Source organism: Cylindrospermum sp. FACHB-282, from assembly GCF_014697195.1.
Classification (GTDB): domain Bacteria; phylum Cyanobacteriota; class Cyanobacteriia; order Cyanobacteriales; family Nostocaceae; genus Cylindrospermum.
Genome location: NZ_JACJRJ010000007.1, coordinates 124,156 through 143,767 on the forward strand (window position 1 = coordinate 124,156; position 19,612 = coordinate 143,767).

Here is a 19,612-nt window from a genome sequence, read left to right on the forward strand (position 1 = left end):
TTGCGTGAGACATATTCATATTTTTAATCAGCAACGCCAAACTTCGGTATCTAGGAAAATGTGGGGTGTTCGGAGTTGCTTAGTCATTTACACTGAAAAAAATACAATTTAGGTATATTTTAATTTTAGCAAGAATACGCATAATTTTTATTGAGTCTTAGGATAAAAGCGCGCCTTTTCATCAGAAAAGCTAAACTAAAAATACATCCCCATTCCAGCAGGAGCCATGACCGCTACAACCGCCCAACCCCTCACCCTAGATGAGTTTCTGAAGCTCCCAGAAACTAAGCCTGTCGGCGAATACATCAACGGTGAAATTATTCTCAAGCCAATGCCTAAAGGAAGACACAGCCGCTTACAAGGTAAACTCTGTGCTGTAATCAATCAAGTTACAGAAGAGCAGAAAATTGCTTATGGGTTTCCCGAATTACGGTGTAGTTTTGGAGGACGCTCAATCGTACCTGATGTAGCTGTATTTCAGTGGGGGCGCATACCATTCACAGTCAATGATGAAGTTCCTGATAACTTTGAAATCCCACCAGACTGGACAATTGAGATTCTCTCACCAGAACAAAAACCAAACAAAGTGATTGGCAATATTCTCCACTGTCTCAAGTATGGCAGTCGTCTTGGATGGTTTATTGATCCTGATGACTTGAGTATTTTGGCATTTTTACCAGAGACACAGCCAGTGCTACTTCAAGGAGAAGATGTATTACCCCTCTTACCAGAAATTGAACTTATCCTAACCGTTAATCAAGTTTTTGCTTGGTTAAAGATGGGCCGTTAGCGCGAATGTACGTTAGCTACAGCGTAACGCACCACTAATTAAAATGTTACCACGCTGCGAATTGACTCACCTTTGTGCATCAGATGCAAAGCATCATTAATTTGCTCAATCGGCATTACATGAGTAATTAAATCGTCAATATTTATCTTCCTATCCATATACCAATCAACAATTTTCGGCACATCTGTACGCCCTCTCGCGCCACCAAATGCTGAACCTTTCCAAACGCGCCCAGTTACCAGTTGAAAAGGACGCGTACTGATTTCCTGTCCAGCACCAGCGACACCAATAATTACACTCACGCCCCAACCTTTATGGCAGCATTCTAAAGCCTGACGCATCACATTAACATTCCCTATACATTCAAAGCTGTAATCAGCGCCGCCCTTCGTTAAATTAACCAAATAGGCAACTAAATCGCCCTCAACTTCTTGGGGATTAACAAAGTGCGTCATGCCAAACTTTTCGGCTAAAGTGCGTTTGTTGGGATTAATATCCACCCCAACAATCATATTTGCCCCCACCATTCGTGCCCCTTGGATGACATTTAAGCCAATACCACCCAAACCGAAAACTACAACATTTGCTCCCGGTTCTACCTTGGCTGTATTAATAACTGCACCAATACCCGTTGTCACGCCACAGCCAATGTAACAAACCTTATCAAAGGGGGCATCTTCGCGAATTTTGGCCACAGCGATTTCCGGCAGCACCGTATAGTTAGAGAAGGTAGATGTGCCCATATAGTGATGAATCATTTCCCCACCGATGCTAAAGCGACTAGTGCCATTAGGCATTACGCCCCGCCCTTGAGTTGAGCGAATCGCTTGACAGAGATTAGTTTTCATGCTTAGGCAATATTCACACTGGCGGCATTCTGGGGTATAGAGAGGAATTACGTGATCCCCTGGTTTGACGCTGGTGACACCAGCCCCCACCTCTACCACCACACCAGCACCTTCATGTCCCAAAATGGCTGGGAACAAACCTTCAGGATCAGCACCAGAAAGGGTGTAAGCATCGGTATGACAAACCCCACTGGCTTTAATCTCAACCAATACTTCCCCAGCTTGTGGCCCAGATAGTTGAACGGTTTCGATAGTTAACGGCTTACCGGCACTGTAAGCAACTGCTGCTTTAACTTCCATGGGTTAGCCCTCCTGAATAAATATAGGTTTCGTTAATCAGCTGATAACGAGTGTATATCGGGTCTGCTTTGTTAAAATCTTATTCTCTGGTTAGATTGGTTAAAGCTGCGATCGCTGTTTTGGCAACTACATAAACTTTGTACCAGCAGCAACCCCCAAATCATTCGTTCACCTCTCGATTAATTTATTTTGTCAAAGCCTATGAAACCTGCCCTAACTCAATTTGGCGCTCAAATGTCCAACCTGACAGGCGTTAGAGCAATTATGAAGGACATTAATGAAACCCTAAAAGCTGGTGCAGGGCAGGAATTAAGTAATTTGAGTGCTGGAAACCCGTTGATTTTACCGGAGGTAGAACAGTTGTGGCGGGATTGCACAGCGGAACTTTTAGCCAGTTCAGAATATGGTGAAGTCGTTTGTCGTTACGGTTCCAGTCAGGGCTATGCACCATTAGTTGAGGCGGTTGTCAAGGATTTTAATCGGCGTTATGGGTTGAATTTAACCGAACGCAATATTCTGATCACCCCTGGTAGTCAAACTCTCTACTTCTATGCTGCTAACAGCTTTGGCGGTTACACCAACAGCGGTGAACTCAAGGAAATTGTTTTACCTCTAAGTCCTGACTATACTGGTTATGGTGGTGTTTCCTTGGTTCCAGAAGCCTTAGTTGCCTACAAACCAACTCTGGATATAGATGCATCTGCCCACAGATTTAAATATCGCCCCGACTTCAGCCAATTATCAATTACAGAAAAAACAGGTTGCGTGATTTTCTCTCGTCCCTGCAACCCCACCGGTAACGTTCTTTCTGATGATGAAGTGAGAAAAATTGCTGCTCTAGCTGCACCTTACGATGTGCCAGTATTAATTGACTCAGCTTATGGGCCTCCCTTTCCAGCGTTGAATTTTACGGATATGTCGCTGATTTTTGGGGAAAATATCCTTCATTGTACGAGTTTATCTAAGGCAGGGCTACCAGGTGAAAGAATTGGGATTGCTATTGGTGATGAAAAGCTAATTCAAGTTCTGGAATCTTTCCAAACCAATATTGGTATCCATTCATCGCGTTATGGGCAAGCGATCGCAGCTATGGCAATTAACTCTGGTACTTTAGCCGACATTGCCGAAAACGTCATCCGTCCATTTTACCAAAATAAATTTGCAGTGCTGGAAAATACTTTAGAGTCAGCAATGCCGAATAATTTACCTTGGTTCCTCCATCGCGGTGAAGGAGCAATTTTTGCTTGGTTGTGGTTGCAAGACTTACCAATTACTGATTGGGAATTTTACCAAGAACTCAAGAAAGTGGGTGTAATTGTTGTACCTGGTAGTACTTTCTTCCCTGGTTTAAAGGAAGAGTGGCAACACAAGCAGCAGTGTCTACGCATCAGTTTAACAGGTAGTGATGCAGAGATTGTGACGGGAATGCAACGTTTAGCCAAGGTGGCTGAACAGGTTTATCAGAGTTCCGCGGTGAGTGCATAAGAGGAATGAACCACGAAGACGCGAAGAACGCGAAGAAGAACCGGGGAAGGGTGAACGCAGGTGAAAAAATAAAGTCTTCCCCAGTCCCCAATCCAGTCCCCAATACTGATGATTGGCTAGCAATTGGGAAGATTGTTGCACCTCAAGGATTAGCTGGGGAGGTGCGGGTTTATCCTGAGTCCGATTTCCCCGAACGCTTTGAGGAACCTGGAACCCGCTGGTTATTGCGTCCTGGCCAGACGGAACCGCAACCGATAGAGTTGTTGTCAGGACGTTACATTGAAGGGAAAAATTTGTATGTCCTGCAATTAGCTGGTGTGGAAAACTGCAACCAAGCGGAAGCCTTGCGTGGATGTAGGTTGATGGTGCCGGCAAGCGATCGCCCCGAATTGGGAGAAGATGAATATCATGTGATTGATTTGATTGGCTTGCAAGTTTTTATGCAAGCATCTGGGGAATTGGTGGGTGTGGTAGCGGATATTATCCCCGCTGGTAATGATTTGTTGGAAGTGAAGTTAGATCCGTCATTTACCAGTGATAGCAAAGAAAAAACTGTTTTGATTCCCTTTGTTATGGCGATCGCACCTGTGGTAGATTTACAAAATCGTCGCATTGAAATTACACCACCACCAGGGTTACTGGAAATCAACAATTAGTGACTTCTAATTAAACAAAAGGGCCGCTAAAACCTACATCCTCTTAGAGGATGTTTTAAAAGTATTGGGCGAATATAATAGAGCCTCCGGCACGCTCCGCGAACGCTACTACACAAACGAAGTCCACCTCCGTGGACTAATGAAAAATTAAGGGTTTTTAACCCACGTTCGCGTAGCGTTCCGCAGGAAAGGTGGGTTTTGTCTGTGTAGCCAAGCCACTGCGTTGGGCGGCTCCGCCGACTTGAAGCATGTGGCGCGCGATTTCTAATCGCCCAGGGGAGTATGAATTTAGACTTTTAAAACATCCTCTTAAATGTATTTTCCTTTAAGGGGCAAAACCCAACATTACCAATGATTTTCTAGGGACACAGCAATGCTGTTTCCCTACTACGAGAATCCGCAATTAACCTGCAAACATCTGTTCAAAGAAAGGGATTATTTCCCTCCAAGCCGCGGTGGTAGCAGCAGCATCATAACGATATCCGTCATCTCTCATAAAAGTATGTTCTGCTTGGCATGAAAAAACTTTGTGAGGTACTTTCCCTTTTTCTAAAGCATTAATTATCGTCTGACGGTCATTTTCGGGAATATGTGGATCTTGCGTACCAAAAACCAACAACATTTGCCCTTTAATTTCTTCTATTCTCTGAATAGAATCTGCTATCCCCTTACCCAATTTACCGCTAGGAATACCAGTAGGATAACAGCAAACAGAAACTTTAATTTCATCTTCAAAAGCTGCCCGAAAAGCTAAATGTCCACCAATACAAAAACCAAGAGTCCCGATTTTATCAGCAATAACTGAATTGTCACTTTTCAAAAAATCAATCATAGCCCGACAATCAGCATCATATTCAGATATGAGAGTGCGTCGTGCATCATCATTACCTCGCATTCTGCCAATATCATCAGGTTCAATCACAGAACCCACAGGTTCAAGGCGATGGAAAATCTCCGGTGCAGCTACAACATAACCAAATCCTGCTAAGTAGTTAGCTAGACGCAGTATTGCCCCACCTAACTGATAAATATCACTGTAAAAAACAATTCCTGGATATTTTCCCTCTGCTTTGGGAGATGCGACATAAACCCGCATTAAACTATCATCTACTCTCAATTCGATATTGCGTTTAACGGTTTGCATTTTTGATCTTTTGGTAATGTGTTAATTTCTATTTCCAAAGTTTTAATAAAAATCAGCAAAAATTATCTAAAAACAAACAAGATCCCCGACTTCTCTAAGAAGTCGGGGATCTGAAAAAAATATTTAACTTCCTACAAGAAAAATTTATCATAGGTAAGATGACGCTAGAAACATATACTGACATACTGAACCCATTGGTGCAGATACTTTTTACTGGAGTTGGATATGACTTTAGCTAGTACGACGCAATCAAAGCCTTTAACAGATCAAGAATTACATAAGATCAACGCTTACTGGCGTGCAGCTAACTATCTTTCAGTTGGGCAAATATATCTACTAGATAATCCACTCCTGCGAGAACCGCTGAAGCTGGAACACGTCAAACCCAGGCTGTTGGGACACTGGGGAACTACACCAGGGCTAAACTTTATTTATGCTCATCTCAATCGGGTAATTAAAAAGTACGACCTGAACACAATTTACATTGCTGGTCCTGGTCATGGCGGCCCCGGACTGGTTGCTAATACCTATCTAGAAGGAACTTACAGCGAATATTACCCCAACATTTCCCAGGATGCGGTGGGGATGAAGAGATTGTTCCATCAGTTCTCATTTCCTGGTGGTATTCCTAGCCATGTTGCACCAGAAACCCCTGGTTCTATTCATGAAGGGGGAGAACTGGGTTATGCCCTTGTCCACGCCTACGGTGCTGCTTTTGACAACCCTGATTTGATTGTTGCTGCTGTTGTTGGTGATGGGGAGGCGGAAACCGGCGCTTTAGCTACTAGCTGGCACTCTAACAAGTTTCTCAACCCTGTCAATGATGGCGCAGTCCTGCCAATTTTGCACTTGAATGGGTATAAAATTGCCAACCCAACAGTGCTGGCACGGATACCCCATGAGGAATTAGAAAGCTTACTTATCGGCTATGGTTATAAGCCGTACTTTGTGGAAGGATCAGATCCCGCAGATGTACACCAGCAAATGGCGGCGACTTTAGACATAGTAATTACAGAAATTCAAGGTATCCAGCGGGAAGCACGGGTGCATGGTTTTAGTCAACGTCCCCAGTGGCCAATGATTGTTTTGAAGACTCCCAAAGGTTGGACAGGGCCAAAAGAAGTTGATGGGAAGAAAACCGAAGATTATTGGCGATCGCACCAAGTACCCTTTGGTAATATATCTGGACAGCCAGAACACCTACAACTCCTAGAAGATTGGATGAAGAGTTACAAACCCGAAGAACTCTTCGACACCAACGGTACACTTATTCCTGAACTCGCAGAATTAGCACCAATTGGCGATCGCCGCATGGGTGACAATCCCCACGCCAACGGCGGTATTTTGCTGCGTGACCTGAAAATGCCTGAATTCTCAGATTACGCCGTAGATGTTCCCCAACCAGGAAAAGTAATTTCCGAAGCCACCAAAATCACCGGAAAATTCCTGCGGGATGTGATGAAACTAAACGACGACAGCCGCAACTTCCGCATTTTCGGCCCCGATGAAACCGCATCGAATCGCCTAGATGCTGTATTAGAAGTCACAAACCGCGCTTGGGATGCCCAAATCCTCCCAGAAGACGATCACCTCTCACCCAACGGTCGGATCATGGAAGTCCTCAGCGAAACCAATTGTCAAGGATGGTTAGAAGGCTATCTCCTCACCGGTCGTCATGGATTCTTCTCTTGCTATGAAGCATTCATCCACATAGTAGACTCCATGTTCAACCAACACGCCAAATGGTTGAAAACTACCCGTGAAATTCCCTGGCGTCGTGCGATCGCATCCCTTAACTATCTCCTAACTTCCCACGTTTGGCGACAAGACCACAACGGCTTTTCTCACCAAGACCCCGGTTTTATCGATCATGTAATTAACAAAAAAGCCGAGATTATTCGCGTCTATCTTCCCCCCGATGCTAACACCCTACTCTCAGTCACCGACCATTGTTTAAGAAGTCGCAACTATGTCAACGTCATTGTTGCCGGCAAGCAACCAGCTTTGCAATACCTCGACATGGACGCAGCCATTAAACATTGCACCAAAGGCTTAGGTATTTGGGAATGGGCCAGCAACGACAAAGACAGCGAACCTGATGTAGTCATGGCTTGTGCTGGGGATATTCCCACCTTAGAAACCTTAGCCGCTGTGGATATTTTGCGCCAAAACTTCCCAGATTTAAAAGTACGGGTAGTGAACATAGTAGATTTAATGACACTACAGCCAAAAAGCGAACATCCCCACGGTTTAAGCAGCAAAGACTTCGATACAATTTTCACCACCGACAAACCGATTATCTTTGCTTTTCACGGCTATCCCTGGCTAATTCATCGCCTCACCTATCGTCACACCAATCACAATAATCTACACGTGCGCGGCTATAAAGAAGAGGGAACCACCACCACCCCCTTTGATATGGTCGTCCTCAACGATCTTGATCGCTTCCACCTCGTGATGGACGTAATTGATCGCGTGCCACAATTAGGTTATAGAGCCGCTTATGTCAAACAGCAGTTGCAAGATACGCTAATTGAACACAAGCATTACATCGAGAAACACGGCGAAGATATGCCAGAAATCCGCGATTGGCAATGGCCATATTAGGTTAAATGGGCAATGTAGAGACGTTTAATCGTCTCTACAGCATTACAATCAATCCTGGTACTCCTTGATCCTTGTTAAAAGTCCAAGACTAGGAACGAGCCTTGAGATGGTTTTGGATTTCTTGTTGGCTCATATCTGTGTTAAAAAGTGTAGCCTGGTTGGTAATTCCAGCTTTGGATATGACGAAATTCCCTAACTAAAGCAAAAACATCCATAGCGGTAGATGAACGTTGGTTGTGCTTCTTTTATCTTCCGCTACGAGGGTGTCTGTTCTTACAGGCATCCCTTCATTTTTTCCCAGTCCCATTCACTAACGATCGCCTGTTTTAGTCTAAAGACCAGTTGAGCAGGGAAGCGGGGGTAGAAAATTCCTCAAAAGCCTCACCGAACTACTAGATAACGTCAGCCAACAGACAGTGGTTAGTAGTAAAATGGGTTCAGCAATGAGACCACTGCAATTAAGCTAGGTGTGATCGGCCTTAAACGCCCTAAATGCGTACAGTGAGCCAAAGACTGACTGTGTAACTGCCCACAGTAAAGGGGAATGCAAAACCTCGAACGGTTAGAAGCCATCAAGGCGGTTTAGACAAGCCTTTTGCGTCGTCAACAAACTGTAACGGCCTCAACTCTGGATGTCGAATACTAAGTTTTTCTTAGTAATGGTCGGAGGGCTTGAACGACTTGGGGGTAATGGCTAACAGAAAAATAATAGAGCAAAACAAATTATTATCATTAATAATATCAATACTAATATCAATTGTGTTTTTCAAAGTAGGTATGTTAAGATATTCCAAGCAAACCCAATAAAATTTTTGTAATTATCAACAAATATGGCAGAAAAAGAGACAAAAAGAGCAATACAGAATAAATCAGGAATAGAAAAACAAGAAAAATTGACAATAAAATTGCTCTTTTAACAAAGATGCCTAAGCATTTTTATTAGAGTATTTTCATAGTTTTTTGGACGATTTGAACAGATTGATAGAATTGCATACTGTTCATACTCTTCACATCAACACTATGGTTCTTTAGTACATAATTTACTGTGTTTTTAGCATAATAGTTACTGAAGAACCAACCCTATTTAATCGTTGAGAAAACAACAGAAAAAAATAACGTGTCTTCTCAACTCAAATATCTACCATTGCAATATCTATAGCCCTATACATAAAAAATCTTTGCGATGATTATCGCATCATTTTTTATGCATAATAAAGCTTGCTCATTGGTCATTTTTATCTCACGATAGGAGGAAGATATGTTTCTAACAAAACGATTGTTCTTAGGTGCTTTGGCATTATCTTTAATGAGTTGGACTAGTTATCCATCCAAAAGTTTAGCCAATTCTCAACTATCTACAAAGTCTTCACAAGAATTTTACACTGCAAGCCTAGTAGGTTCTCTTCTAGATCCTCTTCTAAACCCTTATAAATGCCCTGCCAAATTAAGAGTTATTAACGCTGCGGTTGCTACTGCATCACCAGTTGATGTGATTGTCAACGGTAAAAAAGTTTTGCAGAATGTAGATTTTCGTCAAGCTAGTAAATATGTAGATGTAACACCAGGAACTACTAATGTAGTTTTTGTGCAATCTGGTACTAGCAGTACAATTGCTTCTAGAACCTTTACAGGAGCGCCTAATAGTGCTTATACAGTAGCGATAACAGGAACACTACAAGGCCCTTCAGGTCAACCATTATTTAATCAATCACCATTTGTGATTCCAGAGGATTTAACACAGCCTAATCCAGGTAAATTTAAAGGACGTTGGTATCGCTTTTCGGAAACTAGCGCTGTTATAGATTTCCGTATTAGCAAATCCTCTAGCCCAAATGTGGATGAAACTCGTATCACAGACCTGATACCCAAAACTGCTATTCCTTACCCAGAACTTACGGCTGGGACATATAACTTTAATCCAGTTCTACCTGACCAATTTCTCCCATTGATCAATAATGCCTTCAACCCACCAATCATAGTAGAAGTTGCGAATAAACAAGTCCCGGAAGGAGTCATTTTTGATGTAATTGCTACAGGTAATGGCTTAGGCCAAGCACCTAACTCACTGCTACTCACAACTGCCTCAACACAAACAGCGCCTCCTGATTCTAATGGGTGTTATCAGATTGTGCAGTAAGCAATATCAACTTAGTGAGGCATGTTTAGCCATAGGAATCTTATTTAATTTTTGAAAAAACCGTATAACTATTGAAGCGGAAGCGGCTGATTTAATCAGACCCGCTTCAGTAGCTATTAAGGGACTTCCAACTAAAAAAATATACAATCGCTCCCTTGAGGAGGGGAAGCAGGGGAGGCAGGGGAGGCAGGGGAGGAAGAATTTAAGATGATATTTGCTCCCACCCATTGAATAATTTATTTTCTGGAAGTCCCTAAACTATTAAGGTCAAGTTTTTAGCAGGCTCAAAAATAAAGTAGTGCGATCGCTCTTGATCTGTTGCTGACCATTGCTCCTGGCACAAGCGTTAACTGGGTTGTCTAGAGAATTCCTGCTTTCGGCAATTAAATTAGGGGAGTTGAAAGCTAAAGTGATTGGTAAGGGTTGGCGCATTAAACGCAGTGACCTAGAAGCTTATATTGACAAGTGGAGAGTTTAGGTAGTGTCCAATGCAAACGTTGTTTGACAAACCGATACCAGTGATCAACCGCAAAGCGTCGTAAATAAAGTTTCCAAACTTCGGATAGGGGAGGCATTTGTACACCAACAAATGCTAACCACATGGGCTTATAAACTCGTGGTGAGCCATCCTCTGTTAGCCTTTCCACCAGTATAATAGACATCGAATGGTGAGGGGAAAGACGAAAATGCTGTCTTGTCCACAGCCGAATCCTGACCTTACCCAGTTTGTGGTCTTCAAGTTCTACCGTTGGTTCTGGGTCAGGCCAGGTATTGGCATCGTTAAGTTTAAACTTATTCCCATGTACTCGTGGTTTTCCCCTTCCTGAATACGGTGGGGGTTCCCCCCACAAACACAGGTTGGAACGTAAGCGCATCAGTTTATCTGCGTTAATATCGGCAGTTTTGATACCTCCTTAATACAAGAACGAATGTGTACCTCTTCTCCCTTCCACGTATGTCCCGGCTTTGACCACCTACCATGCTGAACTGCATACACCTTTAAGACTTTACTTTCTAGAATTTTCATATTTTTGAGTTTGTCAATCAAACCGATAATTTATATCCAGTTAGCCAAACCATAACTGACAGTTTCAACTTACTTAGTCACATTTTGACACAATCAAATATAGCTTGGGTAGTGCAGGCACTCAAACCCCCCTTCAAGGGACTACCTGCTCTTACCTGGTGCGTTTAAAAATAAATTAAGATAGTCGGTTACTCATGATAAAACCTTAAAATATGCCAAGTAAATAGGCTTTAGGCGTCTAGTGACTGCCACGATCATCTCAGTCAGACCAAAATTAACCCATCTGAGTGCAGCATTAAAGGTAGGGTAATAGCCTTGGGCTGAGATGACAAAAACAGGAGGTTTAATTTTGACGAAGTTGAAAGTTGGTATTAATGGATTTGGTCGGATCGGGAGACTTGTGCTTCGTGCTGGACTCAATAACCCAAACATTCAGTTTGTGGGTATTAACGACTTAGTACCACCAGATAATCTCGCTTACCTATTAAAGTACGACTCCACCCACGGTAAGTTAAACAACAAAATCGAAGCCAAGGAAGACGGTATTCTCGTTGATGGGTACTTTATTCCTTGCGTGTCGGTGCGGAATCCGGCAGAATTACCTTGGAGTAAATTAGGCGCTGATTATGTCGTGGAATCTACCGGACTTTTCACCGACTATCAAGGGGCAGAAAACCACCTAAAAGCAGGTGCAAAGCGTGTAATCATTTCTGCTCCCACCAAAGAGCCAGAAAAGGTAAAAACCTTACTCATGGGTGTTAATCATCACCTATTTGACCCCGCGAAGGATCTGATTGTCTCTAATGCTAGCTGTACCACAAACTGTCTAGCTCCTATCGCTAAAGTCATTAATGACAACTTTGGTCTAACCGAAGGTTTAATGACCACAGTTCACGCCATGACTGCCACTCAGCCAACGGTAGATGGCCCCAGCAAGAAGGACTGGCGGGGCGGTCGGGGTGCAGCCCAAAATATCATTCCCTCTTCTACAGGGGCAGCTAAAGCTGTGGCTTTGGTTTTGCCAGAATTAAAAGGCAAATTAACTGGTATGGCTTTCCGGGTTCCTACTCCCGATGTCTCGGTGGTTGATTTAACTTTCAAAACTGCCAAAGCTACTAGTTACAAAGAAATTTGCGCTGCAATGAAAGAGGCTGCTAATGGCGCCTTAGCAGGTATCTTGGGTTATACCGATGAAGAAGTGGTATCTACTGACTTTCAGGGCGATGCCCATTCCAGTATTTTCGATGCTGGTGCTGGGATTGAACTGAATGCCAACTTCTTCAAAGTGGTTGCTTGGTATGATAACGAGTGGGGCTACTCAAATCGCGTAGTTGACTTGATGTTGTCAATGGCACAAAAAGAGAAATAGGCATTGGACATAGGGCTTGGGACATAGGGTATGGAATACGGAGAGCAAGATTCTTGTCCCCAGTCCTTAGTCCCCAGTCTCCGTTGGTAAGTCAGGAACAAGAAGTTTATTTAAAGTGCATTCTATCAGACAGCGAATTACGGCAGAGAAACTTAAAATAAGGCTGAGGCTCAAGCTAGCAAGCAAACTTAGGCAGCGGTGAGTATAATTTCCCAGAATTGTGAGAGTTGACTAACCGCAAAATAGTAACAGGGGAATTAAGTAAGTCTTCAGCAAATCAAATTCACGGAGAATTATAATATGTCTAAGAATTTACTGGAACAATTACGGCAAGTAACCGTTGTGGTTTCAGACACAGGCGACATCCAAGCAATTGAGCAGTTCAAGCCCCAAGATGCTACTACTAATCCTTCTCTGATTACTGCTGCGGCACAAATGCCGGAATATCAGGGAATTGTTGATCAAACTTTAATCCAAGCTCAGAAAGATGCTGGAGCAGGTGCAACCCAAACACAGGTAGTTTCTTTGGCTTTTGACCGTCTGGCGGTTTCTTTTGGGTTGAAGATTTTGCAAATCATCCCTGGTCGCGTGTCTACAGAAGTAGATGCCCGCTTATCCTACGATACACAAGCTACTGTCGCTAAGGCACGAGATTTGATTGCTCAGTACAAAGCTGCTGGTATTTCCCCCAATCGCGTGCTGATTAAAATTGCCGCTACCTGGGAAGGAATTCGCGCTGCGGAAATTTTGGAAAAAGAAGGTATTCACTGTAACCTTACTCTATTGTTTGGCATTCACCAAGCGATCGCCTGCGCGGAAGCTGGGATCACCCTAATTTCTCCTTTCGTTGGCCGGATTCTTGACTGGTACAAGAAAGACACTGGCAAAGATTACACTGCTACAGAAGATCCAGGTGTGTTGTCAGTCACCAAAATCTATAACTACTACAAGAAATTCGGCTATAAAACCGAAGTTATGGGAGCTAGCTTCCGCAACATCGGCGAAATTACCGAACTTGCTGGTTGTGACTTACTGACCATTTCGCCGGCGCTGTTGACTGAATTGAAGTCAACTGTTGGCGAATTACCACGCAAACTTGACCCCGCTAAGGTAGCAAGCTTGTCAATTGAAAAAATCTCTATTGATAAAGCTACCTTTGACAAGATGCACGCTGCTGACCGGATGGCTTATGATAAGCTGGCTGAAGGGATCGACGGCTTCACCAAAGCACTGGTGGCTCTAGAAAAACTATTGGCAGAGCGGCTGACTCGCCTTGAGGGAGAAAACCTGGTAACAGCTGGCTAAAAAAGTTAATAGGTAAAAGTAAAAAGTAAAGAAAATTTCTTTTTACTTAGGACTTACGCAAGTATCACAATAAACATCTATTGTAGGGTGCGTCAGACTCGATATATCTAGCAAATAAACAGATTTTTGACATCTGACTCACCCTACTAATGTGCCAGTTGCGTAAGTCCTGTTACTTTTTCCCGTTTACCTAAAAATAATAGGATTTCTTGGTTATTTAAATTAAAAACATACAAATTTATGACAGTTTGTCAATAGGGTAAACCGTAAAATTCCCGTCTCCCCCCGCCTCGGTAGGGTTGAATTGGTTGCTCTGGTTGCCGCATAGCTTTGGTGCTTAAATGATGAGGTTTTTGTGCGAATGAGGGGGCAGCCACCGCAATCAATAGTGGTACAGCTAACGCTAGAATTTTCATGATTGATTCCTTGGCTAGGGGTTAATTAGGGGCGATCGCTAAATTCTTGGACGGAACTGCGATCGCTTCTCTCATATCTCGACTATCACTTAGTGGCGATTCATCGATATTGATTTCTGAAATCTCCGGCACTAGGCGGCGAATATAAACTACGGTCGGTATTGCAGCGCAGTCCAGATACCGGAAATCTTTAAATTAGCCCATAGCCTTAAATGATCAAGGCGTTGCTAATTTAAGGCATAAAAAGCTGTCTAAAAATTAGTGTTTTCAGTATACTTTATCCCACAATTGGCACTGCGCAATTGCTAGTTTCTACTTTATTATAGTACATATCTACTATGAAAATCAGCCCTCCACCTTACCAGTGGGGTTAATTAACAGTTAGCAGCTATGGATAAAGTATGGAATAACATAAGAAGACTGGCAATTTCGTTATACTTCCATTCCCTATGAAAATACTCGTATTAAATGCCGGATCGAGTAGCCAAGAAAGTTGTCTGTATGAAATCCCAGATGAGGCTCTACCCAGTGTGACACTCCCGCCCCTTTGGCAGGGAAAGGTCACTTGGACTAAAGACCAAGGTGGGGCAGAACTCAAGGTGACAACCGCTACGGGTGAAACGCTGCAAGAAACTATTTATGGCGACTCCCGACAAGCACACGTCACTTATATGCTTTATGCTCTGAGTCGCGGTGCTACCAAAGTAATTAATCAAGTGTCGGAAATTGATGTTGTGGGACATCGGGTGGTACATGGCGGGCCAGATTACCGGGATAGCGTGGTAGTGACGGAGGATGTCAAAAAGGCGATCGCAGATTTTGCTAACATAGCTCCAGTGCATAATCCAGCTGCTTTGGCAGGGATAGAAGCCATTCAGGTCGGCTTGGGAGATGTCACCCAAGTGGCAGTGTTTGATACGGGATTTCATGTCACTCTCCCCGATGCCGCAGCAATCTATCCCGGCCCTTATGAATGGGTTAAACAAGGTATCCGCCGCTATGGCTTTCATGGCATCAGTCATCAATACTGCTCTGCCCGTGCGGCCCAAATCCTTGGTCGAGATTTAGCATCTTTGCGCATAATTACCTGCCATCTGGGCAATGGTTGCTCTTTGGCGGCAGTTAAAAATGGTCACAGTATTGACACGACTATGGGATTCACACCCCTTGATGGTTTAATGATGGGCAGTCGTTCCGGCTCAGTTGATCCGGGGATTTTAATTTACTTGCTGCGGCAATCTCATTACTCCGTTGAAGAGTTAAACCATGTGTTAAATAAAGCTTCGGGATTGCGGGGAATTTCGGGGGTATCTAGCGATTTGCCCGAAGTCATAGAGGCGATCGCCCAAGGTAATGAACGTGCTCAACTGGCTTGGGATATCTATGTGCATCGCTTGCGAGCTGGTATTGGGGCGATGCTTGCCAGTTTAGGGGGATTAGATGTCTTAGTTTTCACCGCAGGTGTGGGCGAAAAATCTCCGGGAATTCGTCAAGCTGTCTGTGAAGCCTTTGGATTTTTGGGGCTAAAAATAGACGCCCAGAAAAATCAGCAGCAGCCCCTTGATGAGAATATTGCTGCACCTGACTCAGATGTAGAGGTATTAGTCATCGAGACTCAAGAAAATTGGGTGATCGCTCAACAATGTTGGCAATTGTTGAAAAAGTAAAAATTATGTTGTTATCTCGTCAAGCTTTCGCTACACCCCTGGTAATCTGTTTGTGCATTTTCGGAATTAGTTTAATTCAATTTCCCCGACTGCAAAAACTGCTAACTGGCAAAGAATCTGCTTCTTTAGAGATTCTAGAGAAAGAAATCAAATCAGAAAATTTACGTCTCAATTTACTCAAGCAAATACCTAGCTTTGGTTATGATAACTTGATAGCAGATTGGACATATATCGATTTTTTACAATACTTCGGTGATGATGAAGTCCGTAGTAAAACAGGTTATGCTCTGAGTCCAGAATATTTTGAAGTTATATTAGAACGCGACCCGCGATTTTTAGAAGCCTATCTGACTCTTTCTGTTAGTACTTCGTTATATGCTGGTATGCCAGAACGGTCTATAGCAATGATGGAAACAGGGTTAAAATCACTATCGCCTTCGGTTCCCAAAAAGTCTTATTATGTATGGCGTTATAAAGGAACTGATGAGTTATTATTTTTAGGTAATGCTCAAGCTTCTCAGCAATCATTTGTTAATGCAGCAAATTGGTCTAGTAAATTTCCCGACCAAGAAAGTCAAAATGCAGCTTTTATTTCCCGGAAAACAGCTGAATTTCTGAGTCGTAATCCTGATAGTAAATTTGCGCGAATTTCTACCTGGGCAATGGTTTTAAATAATAACGTTGATCAAAGAATTCAGAAAAGAGCAATTAGCGAAATCGAAGCTTTGGGAGGAAAGGTAGTTCAAACACCTGAAGGGGAGCAAAAAATTATATTTCCCTCAAAAGATTGATCAATTAGTCAAGAGTTATGAAAACTCATACAAATGAGTAAGAAAATTTTTTGGTACAATGGCAAATTAATCGAGTCCCAAACCCTGGAATTAGATATTGACGATCCGGGGTTACTCTATGGAGCAACAATTTTTACCACCTTGCGGGTTTATGGTAACTCCCTCGATAGCAGTTTAACCAACTGGCGAGCACACTGCGATCGCCTAAAATTTAGTTTACAAACTTTTGGATGGCAGCAACCAGACTGGAACCTTGTCCGTCAAGGCGCAGAAATTATGCTGGCCCACTTCCCAGTCCTCAGAATCACCGTCTTTCCCGATGGACGGGAGTGGATAATTGGCAGATTTTTACCCCCAAATTTGACAGAACAGCAAAAAAATGGTGTTTCATGCGCCCTTGCTAAACTAGAGTTAGCTCGTTCTCTCCCTGGTCATAAAACTGGCAACTATCTGAGTCCTTGGTTAGCAAAAATTAGTGCCCAAAGTTTGAATGCCCAAGAAGCGATTTTAGTGGATACCGCAGGCAATTGGCTAGAAACCAGCACAGGCAACCTTTGGGGTTGGCGGAATGGCAGTTGGTGCACACCACCTCTAGCTGCGGGAATTTTGCCGGGAGTGATGGGAAAGCAACTGATCAACTGGCTGCAAAAGCACCAACTGACAGTGCAGGAGACACCATGGACAGGGGAGTTAGTCCAAGACCTGGAAGCGATCGCCTACACTAATAGTGTGGTAGAAATTATCCCCGTTCATACCGTTATCCAGCCCACAGGATCGCTAGAATATGATCCCTACCATCAGAGTTTTACTCTACTTAGAGGGTTATTTTTACCATGACAGGAAGGCGATTTTGGTATATCTTAAGATAAGTTAACATAATTCTTAATAATGCCCTGACGCGACGCGATGGCGCGAAGCGCCCGCTGGAAGCGAACACACAAAAATACAGGAGGATTGACCTCGGTGAATAAAAGATGGAGAAATGCGGGGCTGTACGCGCTGCTGTTTATTGTTGTCATTGCCCTAGGAACAGCATTCTTTGACAAACCTCAAAATAACAGAGAAACATGGCGATACAGTCAGTTTATTCAGGAAGTTCAAAAAGGCAGAGTTGAAAAAGTCAGTCTGAGTGCAGACCGGTCTACAGCACTGGTAACACCCAAATATGACGCCAATAAAAAGCTAGTAACTTTAGTCAACGACCCTGACCTGATTAACACACTCACCGCTAAAGGCGTTGATATTTCTGTATTGCCCCAAACCGATGAAGGATTCTGGTTTAAGGCACTTAGCAGCTTATTTTTCCCAGTATTGCTTCTGGTAGGCTTATTTTTCTTGCTTCGCCGCGCTCAAAACGGGCCAGGCAGCCAAGCTATGAACTTTGGCAAGTCTAGAGCCAGAGTGCAAATGGAGCCACAAACCCAGGTGACCTTCGGTGATGTCGCTGGCATCGACCAAGCCAAGCTGGAACTAAACGAAGTCGTAGACTTTCTGAAAAACGCCGATCGCTTTACCGCAGTTGGTGCAAAAATTCCTAAAGGTGTACTACTAGTTGGCCCTCCCGGTACTGGTAAAACCCTCCTAGCTCGTGCTGTAGCTGGGGAAGCAGGTGTACCCTTCTTCTCAATCTCCGGTTCGGAATTTGTAGAAATGTTCGTTGGTGTGGGTGCATCCCGCGTCCGCGACTTGTTTGAGCAAGCTAAATCCAACGCTCCCTGCATCGTCTTCATTGATGAAATTGACGCCGTAGGTCGTCAGCGGGGTGCAGGTTTAGGCGGTGGTAACGATGAGCGGGAACAAACCCTCAACCAGTTGCTCACAGAAATGGACGGATTTGAAGGTAACACCGGCATCATCATTATTGCCGCCACCAACCGTCCTGACGTCCTAGATGCAGCCCTGTTGCGTCCTGGTCGCTTTGACCGTCAAGTTGTAGTAGACCGTCCCGACTACGCCGGACGCAGTGAAATCCTCAAAGTTCATGCCCGTGGCAAAACCTTGGCCAAAGATGTGGACTTGGATAAAATCGCCCGTCGTACCCCTGGATTTACTGGCGCAGATTTATCCAACCTGCTAAATGAAGCCGCAATTTTGGCAGCACGGCGGAACTTGACCGAAATTTCCATGGACGAAATCAACGATGCCATCGACCGCGTACTAGCTGGGCCAGAGAAGAAAGACCGGGTAATGAGCGAAAAACGCAAAACCCTGGTAGCATATCACGAAGCCGGTCACGCCCTAGTTGGTGCATTGATGCCCGACTATGACCCAGTGCAAAAGATTAGCATCATTCCTCGTGGTCGTGCAGGTGGTTTAACTTGGTTTACCCCCAGCGAAGACCGGATGGACACTGGTTTATACAGCCGTGCTTATCTGGAAAATCAGATGGCTGTGGCTTTAGGTGGTCGCATTGCTGAAGAATTAATCTTTGGTGATGAAGAAGTTACCACCGGCGCTTCCAACGACTTGCAACAGGTAGCGCGTGTTGCTAGACAGATGATAACTCGCTTTGGCATGAGCGATCGCTTAGGCCCAGTCGCCCTTGGTCGTCAGCAAGGCAATATGTTCCTTGGTCGGGATATCATGTCAGAGCGTGACTTCTCCGAAGAAACTGCAGCCGCAATTGATGACGAAGTAGATAAACTAGTGCGGGTAGCCTACACACGCGCTAAAGAAGTGTTGGTGAACAACCGCCACATTCTTGATCAAATCGCGCAAATGCTGGTTGACAAGGAAACCGTAGACGCCGAGGAATTGCAAGAAATCCTAGGGAATAACGATGTGAAAACGGCTGCATTCGCATAATTGCTTGTAGTTGAAATTTCAAATCTAAGTTAGGGGTAATTCTGGGTTCTCTGGAATTACCCTATATTGCCAGCTATGTTTTTCTTAAGTACAGTAGAAGCCCGTAGAGATTAGTATCTGCCTTAACAATAGGGGCTATTTCCTTAAACCCACCCTGACAAGCACTTGACTGGGAATTCTGCCCAGTCCAATCTAGTTAAGATTATTTGCATTTATTGTATTAATACCATTTCCTGCTACGGTTATAAATCAGCGCCGATTATTT

The 19,612-nt window shown here is 43.8% G+C and carries 16 protein-coding genes; 12 read left to right on the forward strand and 4 right to left on the reverse strand.

Going from position 1 to position 19,612, the window contains the following annotated elements; translation table 11 throughout:
• The first annotated feature begins 226 nt into the window (after positions 1-226).
• Complete coding sequence (locus H6G32_RS05830; RefSeq protein WP_190456025.1) at positions 227-790, forward strand: Uma2 family endonuclease; 564 nt, start codon at positions 227-229, stop codon at positions 788-790.
• Between the two features lie 38 nt (positions 791-828).
• On the opposite strand, the gene H6G32_RS05835 is transcribed toward H6G32_RS05830, so the two are convergent.
• On the reverse strand, positions 829-1,938 hold the full coding sequence (locus H6G32_RS05835) for an S-(hydroxymethyl)glutathione dehydrogenase/class III alcohol dehydrogenase (RefSeq protein WP_190456027.1): 1,110 nt from the start codon (positions 1,936-1,938) through the stop codon (positions 829-831).
• A gap of 201 nt (positions 1,939-2,139) precedes the next feature.
• On the opposite strand from H6G32_RS05835, the gene H6G32_RS05840 reads away from it, so the two are divergent.
• Together H6G32_RS05840 and rimM are read left to right on the forward strand one after the other, a co-directional pair.
• On the forward strand, positions 2,140-3,423 hold the full coding sequence (locus tag H6G32_RS05840) for a valine--pyruvate transaminase (RefSeq protein ID WP_190456030.1): 1,284 nt from the start codon (positions 2,140-2,142) through the stop codon (positions 3,421-3,423).
• Between the two features lie 5 nt (positions 3,424-3,428).
• Complete coding sequence (gene rimM, locus H6G32_RS05845; RefSeq protein ID WP_190456032.1) at positions 3,429-4,079, forward strand: ribosome maturation factor RimM; 651 nt, start codon at positions 3,429-3,431, stop codon at positions 4,077-4,079.
• Positions 4,080-4,482: 403 nt separating this feature from the next.
• On the opposite strand, the gene H6G32_RS05850 is transcribed toward rimM, so the two are convergent.
• A complete protein-coding gene (locus H6G32_RS05850) occupies positions 4,483-5,223 on the reverse strand; it encodes a dienelactone hydrolase family protein (RefSeq protein WP_190456034.1) in 741 nt (246 codons plus the stop codon).
• Positions 5,224-5,448: 225 nt separating this feature from the next.
• On the opposite strand from H6G32_RS05850, the gene H6G32_RS05855 reads away from it, so the two are divergent.
• From H6G32_RS05855 to H6G32_RS26655, 3 genes are all read left to right on the forward strand, one after another.
• Entirely contained in the window at positions 5,449-7,830 is a 2,382-nt protein-coding gene (locus H6G32_RS05855; protein ID WP_190456036.1) for a phosphoketolase family protein, read from the forward strand.
• A gap of 1,258 nt (positions 7,831-9,088) precedes the next feature.
• On the forward strand, positions 9,089-9,967 hold the full coding sequence (locus tag H6G32_RS05860; RefSeq protein ID WP_190456038.1) for a DUF4397 domain-containing protein: 879 nt from the start codon (positions 9,089-9,091) through the stop codon (positions 9,965-9,967).
• A gap of 355 nt (positions 9,968-10,322) precedes the next feature.
• Entirely contained in the window at positions 10,323-10,445 is a 123-nt protein-coding gene (locus tag H6G32_RS26655; protein ID WP_309232567.1) for a helix-turn-helix domain-containing protein, read from the forward strand.
• Here the strand turns inward: H6G32_RS26655 and H6G32_RS27235 are convergent.
• Entirely contained in the window at positions 10,399-10,842 is a 444-nt protein-coding gene (locus H6G32_RS27235) for a hypothetical protein (protein ID WP_190456042.1), read from the reverse strand. The genes H6G32_RS26655 and H6G32_RS27235 overlap by 47 nt on opposite strands.
• A 501-nt stretch (positions 10,843-11,343) precedes the next feature.
• Here H6G32_RS27235 and gap point away from each other — a divergent pair.
• Together gap and H6G32_RS05880 are read left to right on the forward strand one after the other, a co-directional pair.
• Positions 11,344-12,363, forward strand: coding sequence for a type I glyceraldehyde-3-phosphate dehydrogenase (gene gap, locus H6G32_RS05875; RefSeq protein ID WP_190456095.1), 1,020 nt, complete (start codon positions 11,344-11,346; stop codon positions 12,361-12,363).
• Between the two features lie 300 nt (positions 12,364-12,663).
• Positions 12,664-13,668 carry a transaldolase gene (locus tag H6G32_RS05880; RefSeq protein WP_190456044.1) on the forward strand — a complete coding sequence of 335 codons (1,005 nt, stop codon included), beginning with the start codon at positions 12,664-12,666 and terminating at the stop codon, positions 13,666-13,668.
• Positions 13,669-13,919: 251 nt separating this feature from the next.
• On the opposite strand, the gene H6G32_RS05885 is transcribed toward H6G32_RS05880, so the two are convergent.
• The gene (locus H6G32_RS05885) at positions 13,920-14,084 is read right to left on the reverse strand and encodes a hypothetical protein (protein WP_190456046.1); all 165 of its coding nucleotides are present in this window, start codon (positions 14,082-14,084) and stop codon (positions 13,920-13,922) included.
• A 449-nt stretch (positions 14,085-14,533) separates the two neighbouring features.
• On the opposite strand from H6G32_RS05885, the gene H6G32_RS05890 reads away from it, so the two are divergent.
• The 4 genes from H6G32_RS05890 (at position 14,534) to ftsH3 (ending at position 19,347) form a co-directional block, all read left to right on the forward strand.
• The gene (locus tag H6G32_RS05890) at positions 14,534-15,751 is read left to right on the forward strand and encodes an acetate kinase (protein ID WP_190456047.1); all 1,218 of its coding nucleotides are present in this window, start codon (positions 14,534-14,536) and stop codon (positions 15,749-15,751) included.
• Between the two features lie 5 nt (positions 15,752-15,756).
• Entirely contained in the window at positions 15,757-16,542 is a 786-nt protein-coding gene (locus tag H6G32_RS05895; RefSeq protein ID WP_190456049.1) for a hypothetical protein, read from the forward strand.
• A 33-nt stretch (positions 16,543-16,575) separates the two neighbouring features.
• Complete coding sequence (locus H6G32_RS05900; RefSeq protein ID WP_190456051.1) at positions 16,576-17,379, forward strand: aminotransferase class IV; 804 nt, start codon at positions 16,576-16,578, stop codon at positions 17,377-17,379.
• Positions 17,380-17,505: 126 nt separating this feature from the next.
• Positions 17,506-19,347 (forward strand): ATP-dependent zinc metalloprotease FtsH3, encoded by a 1,842-nt coding sequence (ftsH3, locus tag H6G32_RS05905; protein WP_309232566.1) that lies wholly within the window; start codon positions 17,506-17,508, stop codon positions 19,345-19,347.
• Positions 19,348-19,612: the final 265 nt, after the last annotated feature.

Coding starts and splice junctions, on each gene's coding strand:
- H6G32_RS05830 (WP_190456025.1), top strand. CDS start 227: ATGACCGCTACAACCGCCCAACCCCTCACCCTAGATGAGTTTCTGAAG.
- H6G32_RS05835 (WP_190456027.1), bottom strand. CDS start 1,938: ATGGAAGTTAAAGCAGCAGTTGCTTACAGTGCCGGTAAGCCGTTAACT.
- H6G32_RS05840 (WP_190456030.1), top strand. CDS start 2,140: ATGAAACCTGCCCTAACTCAATTTGGCGCTCAAATGTCCAACCTGACA.
- rimM (WP_190456032.1), top strand. CDS start 3,429: ATGAACCACGAAGACGCGAAGAACGCGAAGAAGAACCGGGGAAGGGTG.
- H6G32_RS05850 (WP_190456034.1), bottom strand. CDS start 5,223: ATGCAAACCGTTAAACGCAATATCGAATTGAGAGTAGATGATAGTTTA.
- H6G32_RS05855 (WP_190456036.1), top strand. CDS start 5,449: ATGACTTTAGCTAGTACGACGCAATCAAAGCCTTTAACAGATCAAGAA.
- H6G32_RS05860 (WP_190456038.1), top strand. CDS start 9,089: ATGTTTCTAACAAAACGATTGTTCTTAGGTGCTTTGGCATTATCTTTA.
- H6G32_RS27235 (WP_190456042.1), bottom strand. CDS start 10,842: ATGCGCTTACGTTCCAACCTGTGTTTGTGGGGGGAACCCCCACCGTAT.
- H6G32_RS05880 (WP_190456044.1), top strand. CDS start 12,664: ATGTCTAAGAATTTACTGGAACAATTACGGCAAGTAACCGTTGTGGTT.
- H6G32_RS05885 (WP_190456046.1), bottom strand. CDS start 14,084: ATGAAAATTCTAGCGTTAGCTGTACCACTATTGATTGCGGTGGCTGCC.
- H6G32_RS05890 (WP_190456047.1), top strand. CDS start 14,534: ATGAAAATACTCGTATTAAATGCCGGATCGAGTAGCCAAGAAAGTTGT.
- H6G32_RS05895 (WP_190456049.1), top strand. CDS start 15,757: ATGTTGTTATCTCGTCAAGCTTTCGCTACACCCCTGGTAATCTGTTTG.
- H6G32_RS05900 (WP_190456051.1), top strand. CDS start 16,576: ATGAGTAAGAAAATTTTTTGGTACAATGGCAAATTAATCGAGTCCCAA.